This window comes from Paenibacillus dendrobii, from assembly GCF_009807035.1.
Taxonomy (GTDB): Bacteria; Bacillota; Bacilli; order Paenibacillales; family Paenibacillaceae; genus Paenibacillus_AQ; species Paenibacillus_AQ dendrobii.
The window spans coordinates 711,837-732,771 of sequence record NZ_WUBI01000002.1 but is presented as its reverse complement, the minus strand read 5'-3'; the positions used below and the strand labels follow the sequence as shown (position 1 = coordinate 732,771).

Annotated in this window: 3 protein-coding genes; all 3 read left to right on the top strand. The window is 48.4% G+C overall.

The annotated features are described in order from the left end of the window. The 3 genes from GRF59_RS17275 (at position 1) to GRF59_RS17265 (ending at position 20,886) form a co-directional block, all read left to right on the top strand. Positions 1–15,693 (top strand): non-ribosomal peptide synthetase, encoded by a 15,693-nt coding sequence (locus GRF59_RS17275; protein WP_160498927.1) that lies wholly within the window; start codon positions 1–3, stop codon positions 15,691–15,693. A gap of 99 nt (positions 15,694–15,792) precedes the next feature. After that, positions 15,793–19,416 carry a type I polyketide synthase gene (locus GRF59_RS17270; RefSeq protein ID WP_160498926.1) on the top strand — a complete coding sequence of 1,208 codons (3,624 nt, stop codon included), beginning with the start codon at positions 15,793–15,795 and terminating at the stop codon, positions 19,414–19,416. A gap of 39 nt (positions 19,417–19,455) precedes the next feature. Then, positions 19,456–20,886 (top strand): MATE family efflux transporter, encoded by a 1,431-nt coding sequence (locus GRF59_RS17265; RefSeq protein WP_160498925.1) that lies wholly within the window; start codon positions 19,456–19,458, stop codon positions 20,884–20,886. The last annotated feature ends 49 nt before the right edge of the window (positions 20,887–20,935 follow it).

The following is a 20,935-nucleotide window of genomic DNA, read 5'->3' as shown; positions in this document are numbered from 1 at the left end:
ATGGTTACAGGACTTCCTATATCAAAATTGGACATCCGTCAGGCCGGACACAATGCGGGCGGGAATGATCGGATGCATCCATGTCTGCATCATTATTTTGAAGAACAGGCTGCACGCACGCCCCACCTTCCGGCCGTCCGGTTTAAAGATGAACAGATGAGCTATGGGGAATTAGACGCGCTCACCAATCAATGCGCCCGTTATTTAAGAAGCATCGGCGTTGGCCCGAACCGGATTGTAGGAGTTCTGATGGATAGATCGCCGGAGATGATCATAGCGCTTATGGGGATTTTGAAGGCGGGCGGCGCGTATTTGCCTCTGGATCCGGCTTACCCGGAGGAGCGGCTATTATTTATGCTGGAAGATGCGGGCGTTACGGTCGTCTTGTCGCAAGCCAAGTGGCAGGAAGCGTGGGCCGATTACGATGGCACGTTCTGCTGTTTGGACAGCCATTGGGAACTCGCCATTGCGCCGGAATCCACCGGCAGACTGGACGCTGTAGCGACACAGGATGATTTGGCTTACGTCATCTATACTTCGGGATCGACCGGAAAACCGAAAGGATGCATGCTATCGCACCAGGCCATCTGTAATCGGTTATTGTGGATGCAGGGTCAGTACGAGTTGGATGAACGTGATCGTGTGTTACAAAAAACGCCGTTTACCTTCGATGTATCGGTATGGGAATTGTTCTGGCCTTTGCTTGCAGGAGCTTGTTTGGTTATCGCGAAACCGGGTGGGCATAAGGATAGCCATTATTTGGTGGAGACCATCGTACAAGAAAACATTACAATCTGTCATTTCGTTCCGTCGATGCTCCGCTTTTTTATTCAACATCCGGGTGCTGGCCGCTGCACGGCGCTACGGCATGTGTTCACCAGCGGCGAAGCGCTCCCCTATGATTTGATGATGGAAGCCATGAACAGGTTGCCGGCAAAACTTCATAATTTGTACGGTCCAACTGAAGCCGCAGTGGACGTAACTTATTGGGAATGTGAAGACAGACCGGATAAAAAGGTACCCATTGGGTTGCCGATCACCGGGATTCAGCTCTATATACTGGATGATCAGTTGCAGGAAGTACGGCGCGGGGAAGAAGGCGAATTGCATATCGGAGGACAAGGATTGGCAAAAGGATACTTGAACCGGCCGGAAATGACCGAAGAAAAGTTCATCCGAAATCCGTTTAGCATGGACCAGGACACCAGGTTGTATAAGACGGGCGATAGAGCCAGATTACTCCCTGACGGCACAATAGAGTTCTTGGGACGCATCGACTTTCAGGTTAAATTACGCGGGAACCGCGTAGAACTTGGCGAGATTGAAGAGGTGATCAGAGAGTATGAGGCCGTGAGCGATTGTGTCGTGGCGGTAAAGGAGAGTGTGGCTGACGATCCCAAACTGGTAGCCTACATTGTGGCAAATGGATCCCCGCCTTCGCCCAAACAATTGCGGGATTACGTCCGCAGCAAACTGCCTGAATTTATGGTGCCGAATATCGTTGTGGTATTGGATGGCCTTCCCGTGACGCAGCATGGCAAACTTGATCGGGCCGCATTGCCGTGGCCATTGAAGGAAGAGACGATCTCCCAAGATTCAGGCTTGGAACTTTCGGTTTCGAGTGCTGGCTATGCCCCTATTCAGGATGCCAGACCAACTACGAGTGGGCATGGCAGTGTAATAGCCGACAGAGCCAACCGGATTCAATATCTGCTGACGTATTTGAACGAGTCTTTAGGCCTCGTCGTATCCGGAGAAAACGATGATTTATTCGATGCGGGAGCCACTTCGCTGACCTTGGTCCAGGTGGTGGATAAAGTTCAGCAAACGTATGGTGTACAAATTCCGGTTGATGTCCTATTGGAATCACCTCACGTGAAGGCAATTGTGGATTATGTCGTTGAGCATACGGATGCACGGGAGTTGAAGCAAGAGACGGGTAAAGCGCCACGGACTGTTATTGCTCCATCAAGTGAAATATTGAATAACCGAAGTAAGGTTATTCAACTGACGGATGGTCCCGAAGGGAAACAGAAGTATGTTCAGGATAGTTACATCCGGGAATTCGTACCTTCGGTTATTCCGGTAGACCAGTTTGGACGTTATCTGTCTCTGCTGCGAAGTGAATCTGTACATGGTGAATTGAAGTATCTGTACCCTTCCGCGGGTGGTTTAAATGCGATTCAAACCTATGTCTTTATCAAAGAACATGCTGTGGAAGGCCTTGAGGCGGGTATCTATTATTACGATCCGGACCAACATGCTTTATTTGTAATATCCACTCCGACGGGGTTGGATCGGACGGTGTTTACTATAGATGATCGTGATATGTATGATGACGCTGGATTTGTCTTGTTTTTTATCGCGGAACTTCATGCTATCGTTCCAGTCTACCAAGGAATTAGTTCAAGCCTGGTTACCTTGGATGCAGGGTATATGGGGCAACTCATGGCAGATGGCCTTGAAGAGGTTGGTTTAGGCGCATCACCGACAGCAGGAGTGGATTTTGAGCGTATTCATCATTTGTTTCAATTAAGCTCAAATCACAAATTTATTCATTGCCTGTTGGGGGGCATCCCATCTAAGGATGTTTCGCGAGATCGGGAAGTCGATGCATGGCGATCCACAGGTAAATTGGTCACCGACCATATTTGCGATTATACGGGAGATCGTACATTTGCCTCATTTTTAACGATTGATCTAAAGAATACGTTGCAGAATATGAACCCGCAGGCCAAAGCGAAGCCAGATGAACATCCGGCCCATTTGAGACAGTTCCCCAGAGGAACAAAGACCATTCCGCTGGTCCGTCAATCGTTTGCGCCGAGCCATTATGTGCGGCGTTCCAGTCAACGCGATTATTTGGATAAACCACTGACTTTGCAACAATTGGGCAGTGTATTGTCTTTGTTTATCCAAACCGGTCGGAAAGAGAATAACGGCCATCGAATTATTCCTTCCTTGTCTGGCGCTTATGGCGTTCAGGCTTATTTGTATATCAAAGAAAACGGTGTGGAAAATCTGGAGGAGGGTATTTACCAGTACGACCCAATGACGCATACGTTGATATCGGTATCATCTCAATTGAGTAAACCGATTAAGGGCAGTTACACACCATTCAACCGAAAACAGTTTGGAAAAGCGGCCTTTTGCCTGTTTTTCATCGGGCAGTTGGATCAATTGAAGCCGATGTATGGCAGCGACAGCTTACACGCAGCTTTGTTGGAAGCTGGTTATTGGGGACAACGTCTGATGAATCGGCAGGCTGAATTCGATATTGGCGTTTGTCCCATTGGCGGTCTGGATTTTGAGCGGATCCGCACGGATTTTCATTTGGACAACCATCAGGTGTTGTTACATAGTTTCACCTGCGGCTGCTTTGTGCGTGAACTTTCTGATGAATTATCGGTCCATCCTGCTGCAGGGCCTATATTGGCTGACTTTACGCGTAAAAGAGAAGCGGTTCAACATGATATGGCTATTGTCGGTATCAGCGGGAAATATCCAGGAGCAGAGGATCTGGAAACCTTCTGGGCTAATCTGAAGACGGGCATAAGCAGTTTTCAGACATTGCCTGAGGAACGGAAAAAATGGTGGAAGTCAGGTGGGGATCATCCCCAATCCGCATCGGAAGTTACGGAGCGTGCGGGTTATTTAAATGACATCGATTGTTTTGACAGTCTGCTGTTTCATATTTCTCCGGGTGAAGCGCGAAGGATGGACCCGCAAGAGCGTCTATGTCTGGAAGCTGCTTGGGCCTGTTTGGAAAATGCGGGGTACACCGCTGCCGGCTTGACACAGTCTTGCGGTAAAGTGGGCGTCTTTATTGGCGCAATGTGGAGCGATTACCAAAATCAAAATACGGGGGATTCACTGGGAAACCATGATGTAAAAGCGACTTCTCTGCATTCGTCTATCGCTAACCGGATCTCGTATTTCTTTAATTTTAACGGACCAAGCCTAGCGGTGAATACGTCTTGCTCTTCTGCTTTGACAGCCCTGCACCTGGCGGGTGAAAGCGTGAAGAAGGGGGAGTGTAACGCAGCGATCGTGATTGGCGTGAATCTGATGACTCATGCATATCATTCGGATGTACTGGAGAGTCTGGATTTTCTATCCCAAGATGGAACATGTAGACCATTTGGCGCGGAGGCTAACGGATGGGTGGCTGGTGAAGGCGTAGGGGCTCTTTTGCTGAAACCTATTGAGGAAGCTGAACGAGACAGGGATTATATCCATGGATTGATTAAAGGGACAGCTATAGGGCATACCGGGAAGTCGGCCCGGTTTGGGGCGCCGAAATCGGCTGCGCAAGCGGAATCGATTGAACAAGCTTTAGCAGACGCGAGGGTAGCGCCTGAATCGATCAATTATATTGAGGCCGCTGCACCTGGAGCAGGTCTTGCGGATGCTTCGGAGATGGATGCGATCAAAAAAGTGTTTCAGCACAAATTCAGCGACAATGATCCTTGCTATATCGGCTCGGTGAAGGCGAATATCGGTCATCTGGAGTCTGCTTCAGCCATGTCGCAAATTGCTAAAGTATTGCTTCAAATGAAGTATGGAGCGATTGCACCGACATTGAACACCCAGCCCCGGAATCCGTTCATTCAACTTCAGGGAAGCGGGTTGGACATTGCCGATACCTATATGTCCTGGCCTGTGCAGAAGCAGAATGGTCAGGGTAGCGTCAAGCCGTTCCGTGTGCTTGTTAATGCATTCGGCGCTACGGGTTCTGGCGGACACATTATCATGGAACAGTATATTCCATCTTATGAAGATCGGGTGAGGAGAGCCGGACACATCGTTATCCCTTTATCAGCCGCATCCCGCGAGCAGTTGAACCAGTTGGCTGGCAGACTGTATGCATATCTGTGGAATCATAAACAGGCGAATCTGACAGATATCGGCTACACACTTCAAACGGGCCGGAACGAGATGAGTGAAAGAATGGCTTTCGTGGCAACAAGCACGGAGGATCTGGTTCGTATATTGGATAATTACCTTCAAGGAACCAAAGAGGTATCGGGTCTTTACCAGGGAATTGCGAGCGCTGAGGCTGAATCAGCAGGTCTGCCGGATAAGAAAAAGGCAAATCTAAACGACCCATTTTCAATTGCAGAGCACTGGGTGCGTGGCGAAGAAATTACATGGGAAGCGACTCATCAAGGCAATGAAAGGAGGGTTCCACTGCCAACGTATCCGTTTGCTAAAGAAAGTTATTGGATGGGTATCGATGCCGAGGAATCCGTGCCAACCATCCAACGGCCGAATCTTGCCGTAGAAGTGCCGGGAAGATTAGCGCAACTTGAAGACTACTTAAAACAGCGCTTTTCCGAGGTTTCGGAAATTCCGACAGCAAGAATCAGCGCAAAAGCTGCGCTTGATCAATATGGAATCAGTTCGCTGATGATTACAGCTTTAAATGCGAAGCTGGAGCGGGATTTTGGCGAGTTACCCAAAACTTTATTTTTTGAATATCAGACGCTGCATGAGTTAGCGCAGTATTTGTTAGAGACCTATGCGGCGCAAGTGGATGCATTATTTCCATCAACGGTTTCGGTAACCGATCTTTCAGAAGTCTCAGCCCCCGATCTGGTTGAGCGCCAGGCAGATATGAAGGGGAATAAGACAACTCTCCAAGCCAGCAGTCAGATGGACGTAGCCATTATTGGTGTCAGTGGCCGCTATCCACAAGCGCAAAATATAGCGGAATTCTGGGAGAAACTGAAGCACGGAGTGGACTGTATCACGGAAATCCCTGCAGCGCGTTGGGAGCATGGAAATTATTACGATGAACAGAAATCAGCACCTGGAAAAACGTATAGTAAATGGGGCGGGTTCATAGATGACGTGGATAAATTTGATCCGCTCTTTTTTAATATTTCGCCGAGAGAAGCCGAGCGGCTTGATCCCCAGGAACGTCTGTTTCTGGAAACGGTATGGCACACGATAGAGGATGCCGGATATAACCGCAAAGAGCTAAAGCGGAATTTTCACGACCAGGTCGGGGTTTTTGTAGGCGTTATGTACGGGGAATACCAGCTTTTAAATAACTCCGATACTGGTTCGTCGCTCATTTCTTCTTATGCTTCGATTGCAAACCGGGTTTCTTATTTCTTTGATTTTCATGGTCCTAGTATAGCGATCGATACGATGTGCTCTTCGTCGCTAACGGCCCTCCATTTGGCCGTAGAAAGCATGAGGCGAGGTGAATGCCGGGCGGCGGTCGTAGGTGGCGTTAATCTGTCCCTGCATCCTTCCAAATACATTGCGCATTCGCAGTTAACGATGTCATCCACGGATGGCCGCTGTCGCAGCTTCGGCGAAGGGGGCGACGGGTTCGTTCCCGGCGAAGGGGTCGGCGCGCTGCTTGTGAAGCCACTGGATCAGGCAGTTCAAGATGGAGATCACATTTATGGTGTCATTAAGGGAACTTCCGTCAACCATGGCGGTAAAACCAACGGATATACCGTACCTAATCCGGCCGCACAAAGTGACCTTATAACAGAAGCTCTGGAGAGCTCCGGTATTGATGCAAGGACGATCAGTTATGTAGAAGCCCATGGAACCGGTACCTCTTTGGGTGATCCAATCGAAATTTCAGCGCTATCTAGAAGTTTTGGAGAGCATACGGCTGATCGCCAGTACTGCGCGATTGGGTCGGTCAAATCCAATATCGGTCATCTGGAGGCTGCAGCTGGTATTGCCGGCATTACGAAAGTGCTGTTACAAATGCAGCATAAACAGCTGGTGCCTTCCTTGCACGCTCAAACTCTGAATCCGAATATTTCTTTTGAAAAAACACCGTTTACCGTTCAACAGCAACTTCGCGTGTGGGAGCAACCATCCATCGAAATGAACGATGGAGTGGTAGCAACTTATCCAAGGCGTGCTTCTGTCAGTTCCTTCGGGGCAGGCGGAGCAAATGCGCATGTCATTCTGGAAGAATATGAGGCTCAGCTTACGGACAGCAAAGAAGCGGCTCACCAGTCGGAGGCATATGCGTTCGTTCTATCCGCTAGGAATGAAGAAAGACTTCTGGCTTATGCCCGCGAGCTTAGTGAGGCATGGGAAGACGAGGCATGCGCGGTACCCGTTCTTGCCGATCTGGCCTATACCCTCCAGGTCGGACGGGAGCCGCTTGAAGAACGTTTGGCATTCCTTTTCGGATCTTTCGCGGAGCTGAAGGAAAAGCTGCGAAGCTTTGTAGAAGGTCGAGGTTCCTTTAGCGGTTTGTTCCGTGGACAAACCAAGGAGAATAAAGACGCCTTAGCCGCTTTTACCGATGATGAGGAACTGCAAGAAGCGTTAGACAAATGGTTATCGCGCAAAAAATATACAAAGCTTTTGGAGTTTTGGGTCAAGGGACTGGATTTGGACTGGCAAAAACTTTATACCCGTGAAAGACCGGAGCGTATCTCGCTTCCTGTGTATCCGTTTGCCAAGGAGCGATATTGGATTAAGGTGAATGATACGCCAACCGTGGCTGCATCAGTCGCGGCGTCCTTTCTTCATCCATTATTGCACCGTAATACGTCGGATTTATCCGAACAGCGGTTTAGCTCGACGTTCACAGGCCAAGAATTTTTCCTGAAAGACCATGTGATACATGGCAAATCCGTGTTGCCTGGTGTCGCCCATCTGGAAATCGCCCGTGCAGCGGCTCTATTGGCAACAGGCAGGCAAGTCGATGCTTCGACAGCCATATCTTTGAAGAACATCGTTTGGACGCGGCCGGTTATGGTGGATGTGGAGCCAGCGGAAATTCATATTGGCTTGTATCCAGAGGATACGGGAGAAATCAGCTATGAAATATATAGGATATCAGGAACAGGCAGTAACGAACATGAAGATGACTCTGTAGTGTACAGTCAAGGTGCAGTGTCGTTTATAACAAATCCGCTTCCCTTTTATTTGGATCTGCCTGCTCTGCAAGAGCAATGCCAAGCAAAATCATACTCCCGCGATGTTATCTATGAGACGTTGAGCGCGATGAGTATGGCTTATGGTCCAGCCTTCCAGGGTATCGAACAGCTCCACGTTGGAACCGGTCAAGTGTTGGCTCGGCTTGCGATGCCTGCTGGGGTTGAAGGTGCTGGAGAAGGTCTTGTATTACATCCATCCATCATGGATGCAGCTCTTCAATCCTCGATCGGATTAATGATGGGTTCCATGGAATCCGGATATGAAGGAACTGTACAGGCGCTGAAGCCCGCTGTGCCGTTTGCTCTACAGGAGATCGAAATTTTGTATCCATCTGCAACGGCCGTGTGGGCTTGGATTCGCTATTCTTCAGGAAGCACCGAGGACGATAAAGTGCGCAAATTGGATATCGATTTATGTGATGAACATGGAAGGGTGCAAATTCGCATTCATGGGTTCTCAACTCGAGTATTGGAGGGCGAGGCAAGTGTAGCGAGTTCCACTGAGCATGATATGTTGATGCTCGAGCCGGTTTGGAGCGAGCAGGAGGGAAGTCATGATCTATCATCTTTGGACTATGAGCAACAGATCGTATTTCTATGCGAAATGGAGCACCTGCATCCGACCTCACTGGAGACGATTTTGAAAAACGGTGCACCTACTGCAAGATGCGTGGTTCTGTCCTCCGGGGCTAGCGATATCAGCGAGCGCTTCCAGTCTTATGTGGGCCAGATCATATCTGGGATTCAAGTCGCCTTAAAGGAAAAGCCGCAAGGCAAGATATTCATTCAAGTCGTGTCGTCACGGCAGCAGGAGGGGCAACTATTCTCTGCTCTTTCCGGCATTTTGAAAACGGCGCATTTAGAGCACGCTAGGCTGATCTGTCAGCATATTGAACTTGAAGAACAGGAAGATGCAGAACAGCTGGCGGCCAAACTGAAAATGAATGGGCTGTACCCGGGAGATATCCGCATCCGTTATCAGAACGGCAAGCGCTGGGTAGGCGGCTGGCGCGAAAATGAGCAGCTTCTGGATGACAACAGTGTATCGATGATCCCTTGGAAAGATGAAGGGGTCTATTTAATCACGGGTGGAGCAGGCGGATTAGGGCTTGTTTTTGCGCGGGAAATGGTCTCACGTGCAAAACAAGTGACGCTTATTTTGGTGGGCCGCTCCGAACTTCGTGAGAGCGCAAGAAATATCATCAACGATTTGGAAGCGTTAGGAGCCACGGTAGTCTACAAGCAACTGGACATCACGAAGACTGCCGAGGTGTCACGATTCATTCACGAAATTGTTCAGAACTTTGGAGGACTTCATGGCATTCTTCATGCCGCAGGTCTCATTCGTGACCAACTCATTATCCATAAATCCGCAGAAGAGTGTCGGGAGGTGCTCGGTCCAAAGGTAGCAGGACTCGTGAATCTGGATCAGGCAACCAAAGATCTTAACCTTGATTTCTTTCTGCTTTTCTCCTCCTTGTCGGGTGCGATGGGCAATCCGGGGCAGGCAGATTATGCCTGCGCGAATGCGTTTATGGATGAGTTTGCGGCATACCGCAATTCGTTGGCAGCTTCGTTGAAGCGTACAGGCCAAACGATATCGGTCAATTGGCCATTGTGGAAAGATGGCGGCATGCGTCTGGACGCGGCGTCCGAGAATAACATGTTCCAGCATACAGGAATGGTCAGCATGTCCACGGACAGCGGCTTTTTTGCTCTCTATCGGGCCTTTGCAGCGAAACGTCCGCAGTTCCTCGTAGCCGAAGGCAATGGGGAACGAATCCGGCGGAAGCTTTTACCGCAAGCAGCGGCTTTGATCACCAAGCCTGCGCAGGACGTTGCGACGGCACAACCTGTCATGGTTGCCTCTACAAGAACAGGAATGGATAACCAACATGCGCAAGTTCAAAGCTTGCTTATTCAACAAGTGTCTAAACTGCTTAAAGTAAATCCTCAAGATATTGACGCACACACTGAGCTTAGTGAATACGGATTTGATTCCATCACGTTGACGGAATTCGCCAATTCCTTGAACCAAAGCTATGGAATTGATTTGACGCCAGCACTGTTTTACGAGCATTCGACGCTTCAAAGGGTCGCAGCATATTTGATGGAAGCCTATGCGGATATATTTGCGGTTGCTATGAAGCCCGCAGAAATAGAACCGAAAAGAGAGGAACTGCTGCATCAAGAGATTCATGAACCGTTACCAAGCTTGCCATCTGGAAGAAAGAGCCGTCGCTTTGCAGGAAACAGTGCTGTGCAGTTTACATCTTCGCCCGGAACTCAGGCTGAATCGCCGGCACGTCAGTCAGCACCAGAGCCGATTGCGATTGTAGGGGCAAGCGGTACATTCCCGATGGCTCGGGATTTGGATGAGTTTTGGAGTAACTTGGTACAGGGGAAAGATTGTATTACTGAAATACCTCTAGCGCGTTGGGATTGGCGGGAGTATTACGGCGACCCGACCAAAGAGGCTAATAAAACGAACATCAAATGGGGCGGATTCATAGACGGCGTTGACGAATTTGATCCATTATTCTTCGGTATATCCCCGAGAGAAGCTGAATCCATGGACCCGCAGCAGCGATTGTTAATGACATATGCATGGAAGGCTATTGAGGATGCAGGTTACTCTGCGCAAAGCTTATCCGGTACGAAGACAGCGATCTTCGTCGGGACGACAGCGAGCGGTTACAGCGAGCTGGTTTCCAGGGCGAACGTAGCCATGGAAGGCTATACCTCCACAGGTATGGCGCCATCGATGGGGCCTAACCGCATGAGCTATTTCCTGAATGTTCATGGCCCGAGCGAACCGATCGAAACAGCTTGTTCAAGTTCGCTAGTTGCTATTCACCGGGCTGTAAGCGCGATAGAGAGTGGTTCCTGTGAGATGGCGATTGTCGGCGGGGTGAACACGATCGTCGTCCCATCCAGCCACATGATGTTCAATAAAGCTGGCATGCTATGCGAGGATGGACGCTGCAAAACCTTCTCCAGTGAAGCTAACGGTTACGTAAGAGGAGAAGGCGTCGGAATGCTGTTCCTTAAAAAGTTGAAGGACGCCGAGGAAGCGGGCGACCATATTTATGGTCTGATTCGCGGCACTGCTGAGAACCACGGAGGTCGGGCTACGTCTTTGACGGCACCTAATCCGAGGGCTCAAGCCGATCTATTAGTATCCTCTTATATGAAAGCTGGCATCGACCCACGGACAGTCGGATACATCGAAGCTCACGGTACAGGCACCGAATTGGGTGATCCAATCGAGATTAACGGGCTGAAAGCCGCCTTCAAGGAATTGTACGAAAAGACGGGAGATTCACAGGTGCTGGATGCCCATTGCGGGCTTGGTTCGGTCAAAACCAATATAGGACATCTGGAACTAGCTGCAGGAATTGCAGGCGTGATGAAATGCTTGATGCAGATGAAGCACAGAACACTGGTGAAAAGTTTGCATAGTGAAAACTTGAATCCTTATATTCAACTGAAGGACAGCCCGTTCTATATTGTTCAGGAAGCCCGCGAGTGGAAAGCCATTCAGGATGAAGATGGCAATGAATTGCCTCGTCGTGCAGGAGTCAGTTCGTTTGGTTTTGGCGGTGCGAACGCGCATGTCGTGCTTGAAGAATATATTCCTAGGAACCGGGAAGTGCACAGTGGAGCGATTTCTAGCCGTAACCCTGCGCTTCTTGTCTTATCCGGTAAGAATGAAGCAAGACTTCTTGAACAAGCAAGCCTCCTGCTGCGCACCTTGGAAGAGAAGCGATTCACGGATGCGGATCTGGAGGATATCGCTTATACGCTGCAAGTTGGAAGGGAAGCGATGGATGAGCGTCTAGGCATTATCGCAGAATCGATCCAAGAGCTGGTGCATAAATTACAGTCTGTTGTTGACGGAGAACAAGGCATCGCGGGCGTATACAGGGGACAAATCAAAAGCAGCAAAGAAGCGATGGCGATTTTTGCATCCGATGAAGATATGGGCGGAATCGTGGATGTGTGGATCGCAAAAAGGAAATATGCGAGGATGCTTGAGCTTTGGGTTAAAGGCCTGCAATTCGATTGGAATAAGCTGTATGTAAACCGTAAGCCTTCCCGCGTCAGTCTGCCGACCTATCCGTTTGCCAAAGAGCGGTACTGGGTGAAGCTGGATGATGAGGAGAACAAACCTAATAGAATTAAACATACAACCACACAAATCGTAGAACATGCGAAGGAACCGCAGAATGAAGAATGGTCAGAAGCGGGTCTGGAAGCGCGGTTGACCCAAATTATCGCCGAGCTCGTCCGAATTCCAGAAAGCCAACTTCGAAAAGATGAAGATCTTGCTGCTTACGGGCTCGATTCGATCGGATTCATGGGCTTGATCAACACGGTCCGCGAGTTATATCAGGTGAAGCTCTCGCCTAAACAATTGCTTGCTTACGATACGATAAGTAAGCTTGCGCAATATATTCTTCATGAGATACCTGGGCAAAATCAAGCTTCCGCTGCTTCACGGGAACCGGATAAATTCATGTTGTCCAGTGGGCAAAAGGGACTGTGGTTAATCCATCAGTTAGCTCCTGAGGGTTATGCCTATAACATCCCGAATACGTATCGCATCCGGCAGTATCTTCATATGGACGCGTTGCGCGCTGCATTCAGAGGCATCGCGCTGCGGCATCCTCTTTTGCGTGCAACGATCCGTATGCAAGATCAAGAGCCAGTACATGTCATTGGGTCGGCTGATCGTATTTCGGTGCAGACGGAAAATGTAGCACATCTAACGCAGAGTCAGCTGATGCAGCATGTATCGACGATAGCTCGGCTTCCGTTTGATTTGGAGCAAGGTCCGCTCCTTCGAGTACATGTATTCACTTTGTCGGAGCATGACCATATCTTGTTGATGAATGTGCATCACCTCGTCTTCGATGGAACATCGGTACTCATTTTGCTGAGGGAATTGCTGCAGCTTTATGCGGAAGAAGTAGCAGGCGGAGGTCAAGCCGAATATCTTCCAAACGGGAAATCCTATTCAGATTTTGTGGAGTGGCAGACCCAGTTTTTGCAAAACGATGAAGGGCAGGCAAGCCGGGCATATTGGCAGGAAAAGCTAGCAGGCGAACTGCCTGTGCTGAATCTTCCGATGGCGAAACCACGCAAGGAGATATCCTCTTTTAAAGGGGCGTCTTACAACATCGAGCTATCTTCAGAACTTTCAGCGAGGATTCAATCTGTTTGCCTAGACGAGAGAGTATCTCCTTTTGTGCTGATGCTGAGCGCTTTAAAGGTGCTTCTGTACCGTTATACGAATCAAGAAGATATCATGATCGGTACTGCCGTTGAACGAAGACCGGGTACGGATTTCCAAGATACGATTGGGTATTTCATGAATATGGTATTGATTCGCTCCCATGTGGAAGGTCATTCGACGTTCCGGCATTTATTACAAGAAGTACGCATTAACACACTTGAAGCATTAGAGCATGGGGATTATCCTTTTTCAGAAATCGTCAAAGACATGAAGGGAAACAGGCAGAGAGGAGACTCTCCGCTTATTCAAGTTGCGTTTATTTTTCAAAATTGGTTCCAGTCAACGGATCAACTTGTAACTGGGGAAGCTGACATGAATAGAGGACAGTTACTGCAACTTGAACATGTCAAAGACGTCCACCAGGAGGGAGAGTTCGATCTCACGCTGGAGATTCTCAAGATGGAGGACCGATACCAAGTCTGCTTCAAATACAATCCGGACCTTTTCGAAGGCGGGGCCATAAGCAGAATGTCCGAGCATTATATGGAATTGCTTCGTTTATTTACGGTCGACCACAAGCAAACCATCGGTAAAGTTGATTACCTGACCACAGAAGAAAAAGCGAGTATAGCTGCATGGAACAAAACGGAAGCGGCTTTTCCGCAAGATCGTTGTGTTCATCAGTTATTTGAAGATCAGGTGGAACGCACGCCAGATCAGACTGCCGTCATATTTAAAGATCAGATACTGACGTACGCAGAACTGAATGCGAAGGCCAATCAATTAGCTCGCGTTCTTCGGCAAAAAGGACTCAAACCGAACATGGTTGTCGGCATCATCATGGAAAGATCGCTGGAAATGATGGTGTGTCTCTTTGGTATTTTAAAGGCAGGCGGCGCTTATCTGCCGATTGACAGAGAGTATCCGAAAGAACGGATGGACTACTTGCTGGAGAACAGTAATGCGAAGTTTTTGATTCTTCAACATCAAGGTATTGCACAAATTGAATTCGACGGGCAAATCATTAGCCTGGATCAGCCGGATTCGTTCCATGCAGATGACAGCAATCCTGTGTGCGTGAATAAGCCGAACGATCTTGTTTACGTGATCTACACGTCAGGTTCGACGGGCAAGCCGAAAGGCGTAATGATTGAGCATCATTCGCTCATTAATCGGCTGAAATGGACGCGCAGTGTGTATGCGTTATCGGGCAAAGATGTCCTGCTGCAAAAAACGCCGTATACGTTCGATTGTTCTGTATGGGAGTTGTTCTGCTGGTCGATCGAAGGGGCCCAAATATGTTTCCTGCCGCCACATGCGGAAAAGGACCCTGAGGCAATCATGGAAGCGGTAGAGAACAATCAGGTAACCTTGATCCATTTTGTCCCTTCCATGTTGAATCTATTTTTGGAATATCTCAAAGGAAGCCCATCACTCTCCCGGTTGTCAACGGTGAAACGGGTCTTTACGACAGGCGAAGCATTGACGGTTCCGCAAGTCGGCTTGTTTAACGCAACATTGCATCGTGTGAATGATACACGACTCATGAACTTATATGGACCCACCGAAGCGACGATCGAAGTATCTTATTACGATTGTCCGACTGAAGGGACTATGGAGCGTATTCCCATTGGTAAGCCGATGAATAATGTCAAGTTCTATGTCGTGAATGCATTTGACCAGATGCAGCCTGTAGGCGTGCCTGGCGAATTGTGTATTGCGGGTGTGGCTTTGGCAAGAGGCTACATCAACAATCAGCATTTGACGGATGAGAAGTTCGTAGCAAATCCTTTTGAGCCGGGAAGCAAAATGTATAAGACAGGAGATCTGGCGAGATGGCTGCCTGACGGGAACATCGAATACTTCGGCCGAACGGATCGTCAAGTAAAGATCCGAGGTGTCCGGATGGAATTAGGAGAGATTGAAGCCGCTATTTTGGAACATGCGCTGATTAGTGAGGCTTGCGTGGTCGTGGATCCGGAGAAGGACCGTTCCGGCAACTCCCGCCTTAAAGCTTATATCGTGACCAAAGATGGCAAGAAACTAACGGGTGAGATGCTCAAGAGTTACCTCAAAGGTTCGCTCCCTGAATACATGATTCCATCGGTATTCGTGCAATTGGACGTGATGCCGCTGACGCCTCATGGCAAGCTGGATTTCAAAGCATTGACGGCCTATATAGAGGAAGTAGCTGAACCATTGCCTGACAAGCCGAACAGAGATTCTAACTTACGGAGTCTTATTACCACCGTGTATCAAGAGATACTGGAGTTGGATGAGATTGATCCGCATGCGAACTTCTTCGACCTGGGTGGGCATTCTATGTTATTGGTTCAAGTGGCGATTCAATTGCGAGAAGTTCTTGGGCGAGAAGTTACGCCTGCGGAATTATTCAAGTATCCGTCCATCCAATCGCTGGTGGCGTATTTCGACGAGCCGACAAAACCTTTACCTTTTGAAGGAAGCAAACAAAAAGCCAATCGACAACGCGACATGCTGATGAAGCTGAGTCAAGCAAGAAAATAACAAGGATAAGTCCTCCGACGAATGGATCGGGGGACTTATTTTTGAATGGAATTAAATAGTAAAATATGAAATAATATGAACCGAAAGGAGAACATGACGATGAATAATGAGTTGGATATTGCCATTATCGGAATGTCGTGCAAGTTCCCGCAAGCGAACGATACGGAGCAGTTCTGGAACAATCTGGCGAGCGGGAAAGAGACGGTAACCTTCTTCTCCGATGAAGAATTGGCAGCCAAAGGGGTTTCTGAGGCGCTATTGTCCCATCCAGATTACATCAAAGCAGCATCGGTATTAGACGATCCTGATCAATTTGATGCAGAGTTTTTTGGCTATAATCCGAGTGAAGCGACCTGTATGGACCCGCAACATCGCATTTTCCTGGAGAATTGTTGGCAGACCTTTGAACATGCAGGCTATGATCCGAGCTCTTTTGAAGGGGATATCGGGGTTTTTGCCGGACTCGCCATGAATACGTATTTATCCGACGTTCTGACCCGAAACAGCGACTTCATTCGCTCTGTCAGCCAAGAACAATTGATGATTGGCAATGACAAAGATTATCTCCCGACGATGGTTTCTTACAAGCTGGGCCTGAATGGTCCAAGCATCAATGTCAATACGGCTTGCTCGACCTCCTTGGTCGCTATTCATCTGGCTAGACAAAGTCTGCTTTTGGGCGAATGTGATATGGCACTGGCCGGTGGCGTTTCGATCGTGCTCCCCAACAGCAAAGGGTATATGTATATGAAAGATGGTATACAATCTCCCGATGGCCATTGCCGTGCGTTTGATGCGAGAGCAAAAGGTACGATTTGGGGCGATGGCTGCGGCGTCGTACTCCTCAAGCGGCTTGCTGATGCTCAGGCAGATGGGGATCACATTTATGCTGTCATCAAAGGCTCCGCAGTTACCAATGACGGGTCCAATAAGGTTGGCTATACGGCTCCAGGCGTCGATGGGCAGAGTAGAGCCATCGTAGAAGCGCTGACGGTTGCTGGCTTGTCGCCCGAAGATATTCAATACGTAGAAACGCACGGAACAGGCACGCAGTTGGGCGATTTGGTTGAAATGACGGCTTTGACGCAAGCCTATCAGTTTGGTACGGAACGAACGCAGTTCTGTCCGATTGGTTCGGTCAAAACAAACATCGGTCACTTGAATGCGGCTGCTGGTATAGCTGGCCTAATGAAGACGGTTCTTGCCATGAATCATCAAAAAATACCGCCAAGCATCAATTACGATGAGCCCAATCCTAAAATCAATTTTGAGGACAGTCCATTCTATGTCAATACGCACATGTCTGACTGGAACAACGGCTCTGAACCGCGTCGCGCAGGCGTAAGCTCCATGGGCATCGGCGGGACAAACTGCCATATTGTTGTGGAAGAGGGGCCGGCACCCGTGCAGTCAAAGGTATCCAGTCCGGATGATGTTCATATTCTTATTCTGTCAGCCCGCTCGGAAGAGGCATTGGAAAAACAGATGGATCAATTAGCAGACTATCTCGAAGCGCATCCTTCATTACCGCTTCAAGATGTAGCGTTCACCTTACAATGCGGACGCAGGTCTTTTGCATACCGAAAAGCGCTGCGTTGCTCTTCGCTGCAAGAAGCCGTGGACACGCTGAGAAACCGGACATCTCGCCCATTATTTGATGTTCTTTCTCGAAAAGATATCGTCGGAGAACGACTTTCCTTGTGGCTGTCTGGGGAGGATGCAGATTGGCAGGACGACTGGGTGGGACAGACCGTGCAGCGCATAGCACTTCCAACATATCCATTCCAAAGGAAACGGTTTTGGGTAGACTCCGATCCTGAGGCTCCTTCGACAGATTCTCCCGCTTCAGAGCATTACTATAAGAAACTGGACGATATGGCGGATTGGTTCTATTTGCCGTCCTGGAAAGAAACATTATTGCCATTCGAGGCCCGTAAGAGCGATGCGCAAGTTTACTGGTTATTCGCCGACACTCTGCAGATCGGAACGGGTCTTGCACGGAGGCTGGAAGAAGAAGGTCATACCGTGGTCGTGATGGAAACTGGCGATGACTATGCTTGCTTAAGCCCGAATTTGTTTGTTCTTGATCCCGCTGATCAAGATGGTTACAGGCAAATGATTCGTACGATGCAAGTAGAGAATCTGCTGCCGGACCGAATTTTATTTATGTGGAACTTGGAATATAGCGAGCCGGAGACCGTGGAACTAGATTTGAATGCGTTATTCGAGACACAGAATAAAGGGTTATTCAGCATTCTCTATTTGACGCAGGCCTTGGCTGATTTAAATGTGAAAAAGGCATGTGAATTCATTGCGCTAACCAACAATGTATTTAATGTCATCGGCAATGAGCCTATCAGCATCCATGCAAGTACCATCCCAGGGATGTGTACGGTGATGCAGCAAGAATATGATCATATGCGCTGTAAGGTCATTGACCTGTTGCTTCCTGCACATGGGAGTGTGCCCTATGGGGCGATAGTAAATTCGATAATGAAAGAGCTGGACAGCGATTCTAATGAGTTCGTTTGTGCCTTCAGACATTCCAAACGCTTCGTGCGCAGTTTTGAGCCGGTGCGGATTGAGGAGAATGCTCCGCATCATCGTCCCATACGACAAGAGGGAACCTATCTGGTATTGGGCGGTTTGGAGGCGGTTGGTTATTCTGTATCCGAGTATATTGCCAAGAATAAGGGCGCTAAGCTTTTAATGATGGAAGAAGAAGGATTTCCTGAGCGAGCGGATTGGGAGCGTTGGATCACGCGTTATGGAGAAGAAGATGCGACCAGCGTCAAAATCCAAAACGCGCTGAGGCTCTTGGAACATGGAGCCGTCTACATAGGGACAATCGCAGACCTGTACAATGATGAACGGTATATCGACATTCAGGAGCAGCGGTATGGTCAGATTCGAGGGATTGTCCATGCATCAGGATCCTCCGGCGTTAAGCGGAGAGAATCACTGCGAACGTTCACCCGGGACATGTGGCAAGAACATTTTAAAGCGGTGAACTATAGTTTGATGATTCTGGACAGGGCATTCGCTGATCGGGATTTGGATTTTCGGATCAATATCAGTGGGCTGGTCTCTGTATTAGGCGGATTTGGATCGATCAGTATTGCAACGATATCCAATCATGTGAAAGCCTTTGTTGCCAAGCAAAGCCGAACGGCTCAGCAATCTTGGGTCGTACAATGCTGGGACGCTTCCGAAACGGTGTGGGGAAGAGTCAAGCAATACATGCCAACGACTATGTACGATCGGATCGAGGATGTGGCACTTTCCGACGAGCAGGGCATTCAGTGTTTGGAAAGAACGTTTGCAGCAAGAGATATTCTTGAACTGGAGATATCTGCAACGAATTTAGTCAATCGTTATAATCGCTGGGTCAGATTGAAAGACAGGAAGACATTGGACGAAAATAAAGTCGTAAGTGTGCGACACTCTCGGCCTAACCTGTCGACGGCTTATGCGGCTGCAGCCCAACCCACAGAACAAATGCTGGAGCGCGTTTTTAGCAGTTTGCTGGGTATGGATCAAGTCGGCGTGAACGATGACTTTTTTGAACTTGGGGGACATTCCTTGTTGGGGGTTCAACTGGTGTCCAAGTTGCAAGATTTGTACCAGATTGAGATCGATCTGCCTATTATCTATAGTTATCCAACGATTGCGAGCTTGTCCACCTATCTGGAGTCAACGGGCAAATCAATGGTTACTTCGTAATTCACTTACAAACGATCCCGCTGGGGGAAGGAGATTGACATGGAGAACAATATTCAAGTAACACCTTCGGAGCATGAGACGGTCCTGGAGAAAAACGAGGCTGATACTGAGGGTGTGCTAAGCGGGCCAATTACTCGCACCACAATTAAAATGAGTATCCCGATTTTTATTGCACAAATATTAATTTTTGCCTATGTCATGATCGATACGTTGTTTATTTCAATGATCGATAAAAATTCCTCGGCGCTACTGGCCGGTACAGGTCTGGTGTATCCGATCTATATGGTCGTGTTCAACATCTCTACCAGTTTGTTTGTCGGTTTAAGCTCAGTCGCTGCACGGGTCATCGGACAAAAAAATAACGTAGTGATCAAAAAGATCGCTGATTCTGCCTTCGTCTTATCCCTTATCATAGGCGTAATCACGCTGGTTGCGGGTATTCTGTTTGGCAAACAAGCGCTTCAATTCTTAGCGGGCAGCCAAATCACACCGGAAGCGTTGCAATATGGCGTTGATTTCTTCTATTACATGTTACCTTGCATGGTGCTGCTGCTGTTTTTCAATGCGTTCGGTGGTATTCTGCAAGGGGAAGGGAAAGCGAACCAGGTTGGATTAGCGATGATTTCTTCCCCCGTATTGAATGCGATTTTAAATCCAATCTTTATTTTCGGTTTGGATATGGGCGTAAAAGGCTCCGGGCTTGCCAGTTCGATTGCCACTGCAGTGCCTATCATCTACTTTGTCTTTGTATTACTAAACAAGAAGGCACAAATTCCGCTTACGCTAAACCTTGCTAACAGCAGTAGGAATATTATCACAGAAATATTGCGTATAGGTGTGCCTGCCTCTATTGGTCTATTTCTAATTAACGTATCCACGATGATCTTGAACAACGTGGTGGGATCGATCAGTGAAACGGCGATGAACGCATGGATATTAGTCAGTCGAACCGATCAATTATTTTTGATTCCTGCAACGGCGATTGCCATGGCTACGATACCGATGATTGGACAAAACTTCGGTAGCGGCAATCATCAAAGAGCACGGAATATTTTCAATGCAAACCTGCGATTGTGTCTGGGCGTTTGTATCGTGCTGGCCGTTGTCTATATTATATTTGCTCCCCAGGTGATGGGTTGGTTCACGAACATTCCGGAAGTTATCGATAACAGTGTCCGGCAAGTGAGACTTCTGGCAATTACGTCGGCTGGCGTAGCAGGTATCACGGTCATCGGATCGGCTTTTCAAGCGACGGGTAGACCAGCTCCGAATTTAATCAATGACGTGATTCGAATGGTGATTATATCCACGCCGCTGCTGATGGTCTTTTTCCAAATTACGCTAACGAACATGACACCTGTGTACATCAGTTTAGCGGTGGGGAATCTCTTGCCCTTTGTCATTGCCTATGCATGGGGAAGATATCACTTTAAACATTTGCAAAGTAAGGCGAAATCAATTCAAGTCTAAAAGGGTTAGATGCGCCTCCCTCGATTGAGGGAGGATTTTTGTGCATTCT

Coding starts and splice junctions, on each gene's coding strand:
- GRF59_RS17270 (WP_160498926.1), top strand. CDS start 15,793: ATGAATAATGAGTTGGATATTGCCATTATCGGAATGTCGTGCAAGTTC.
- GRF59_RS17265 (WP_160498925.1), top strand. CDS start 19,456: ATGGAGAACAATATTCAAGTAACACCTTCGGAGCATGAGACGGTCCTG.
- GRF59_RS17275 (WP_160498927.1), top strand. CDS start 1: ATGGTTACAGGACTTCCTATATCAAAATTGGACATCCGTCAGGCCGGA.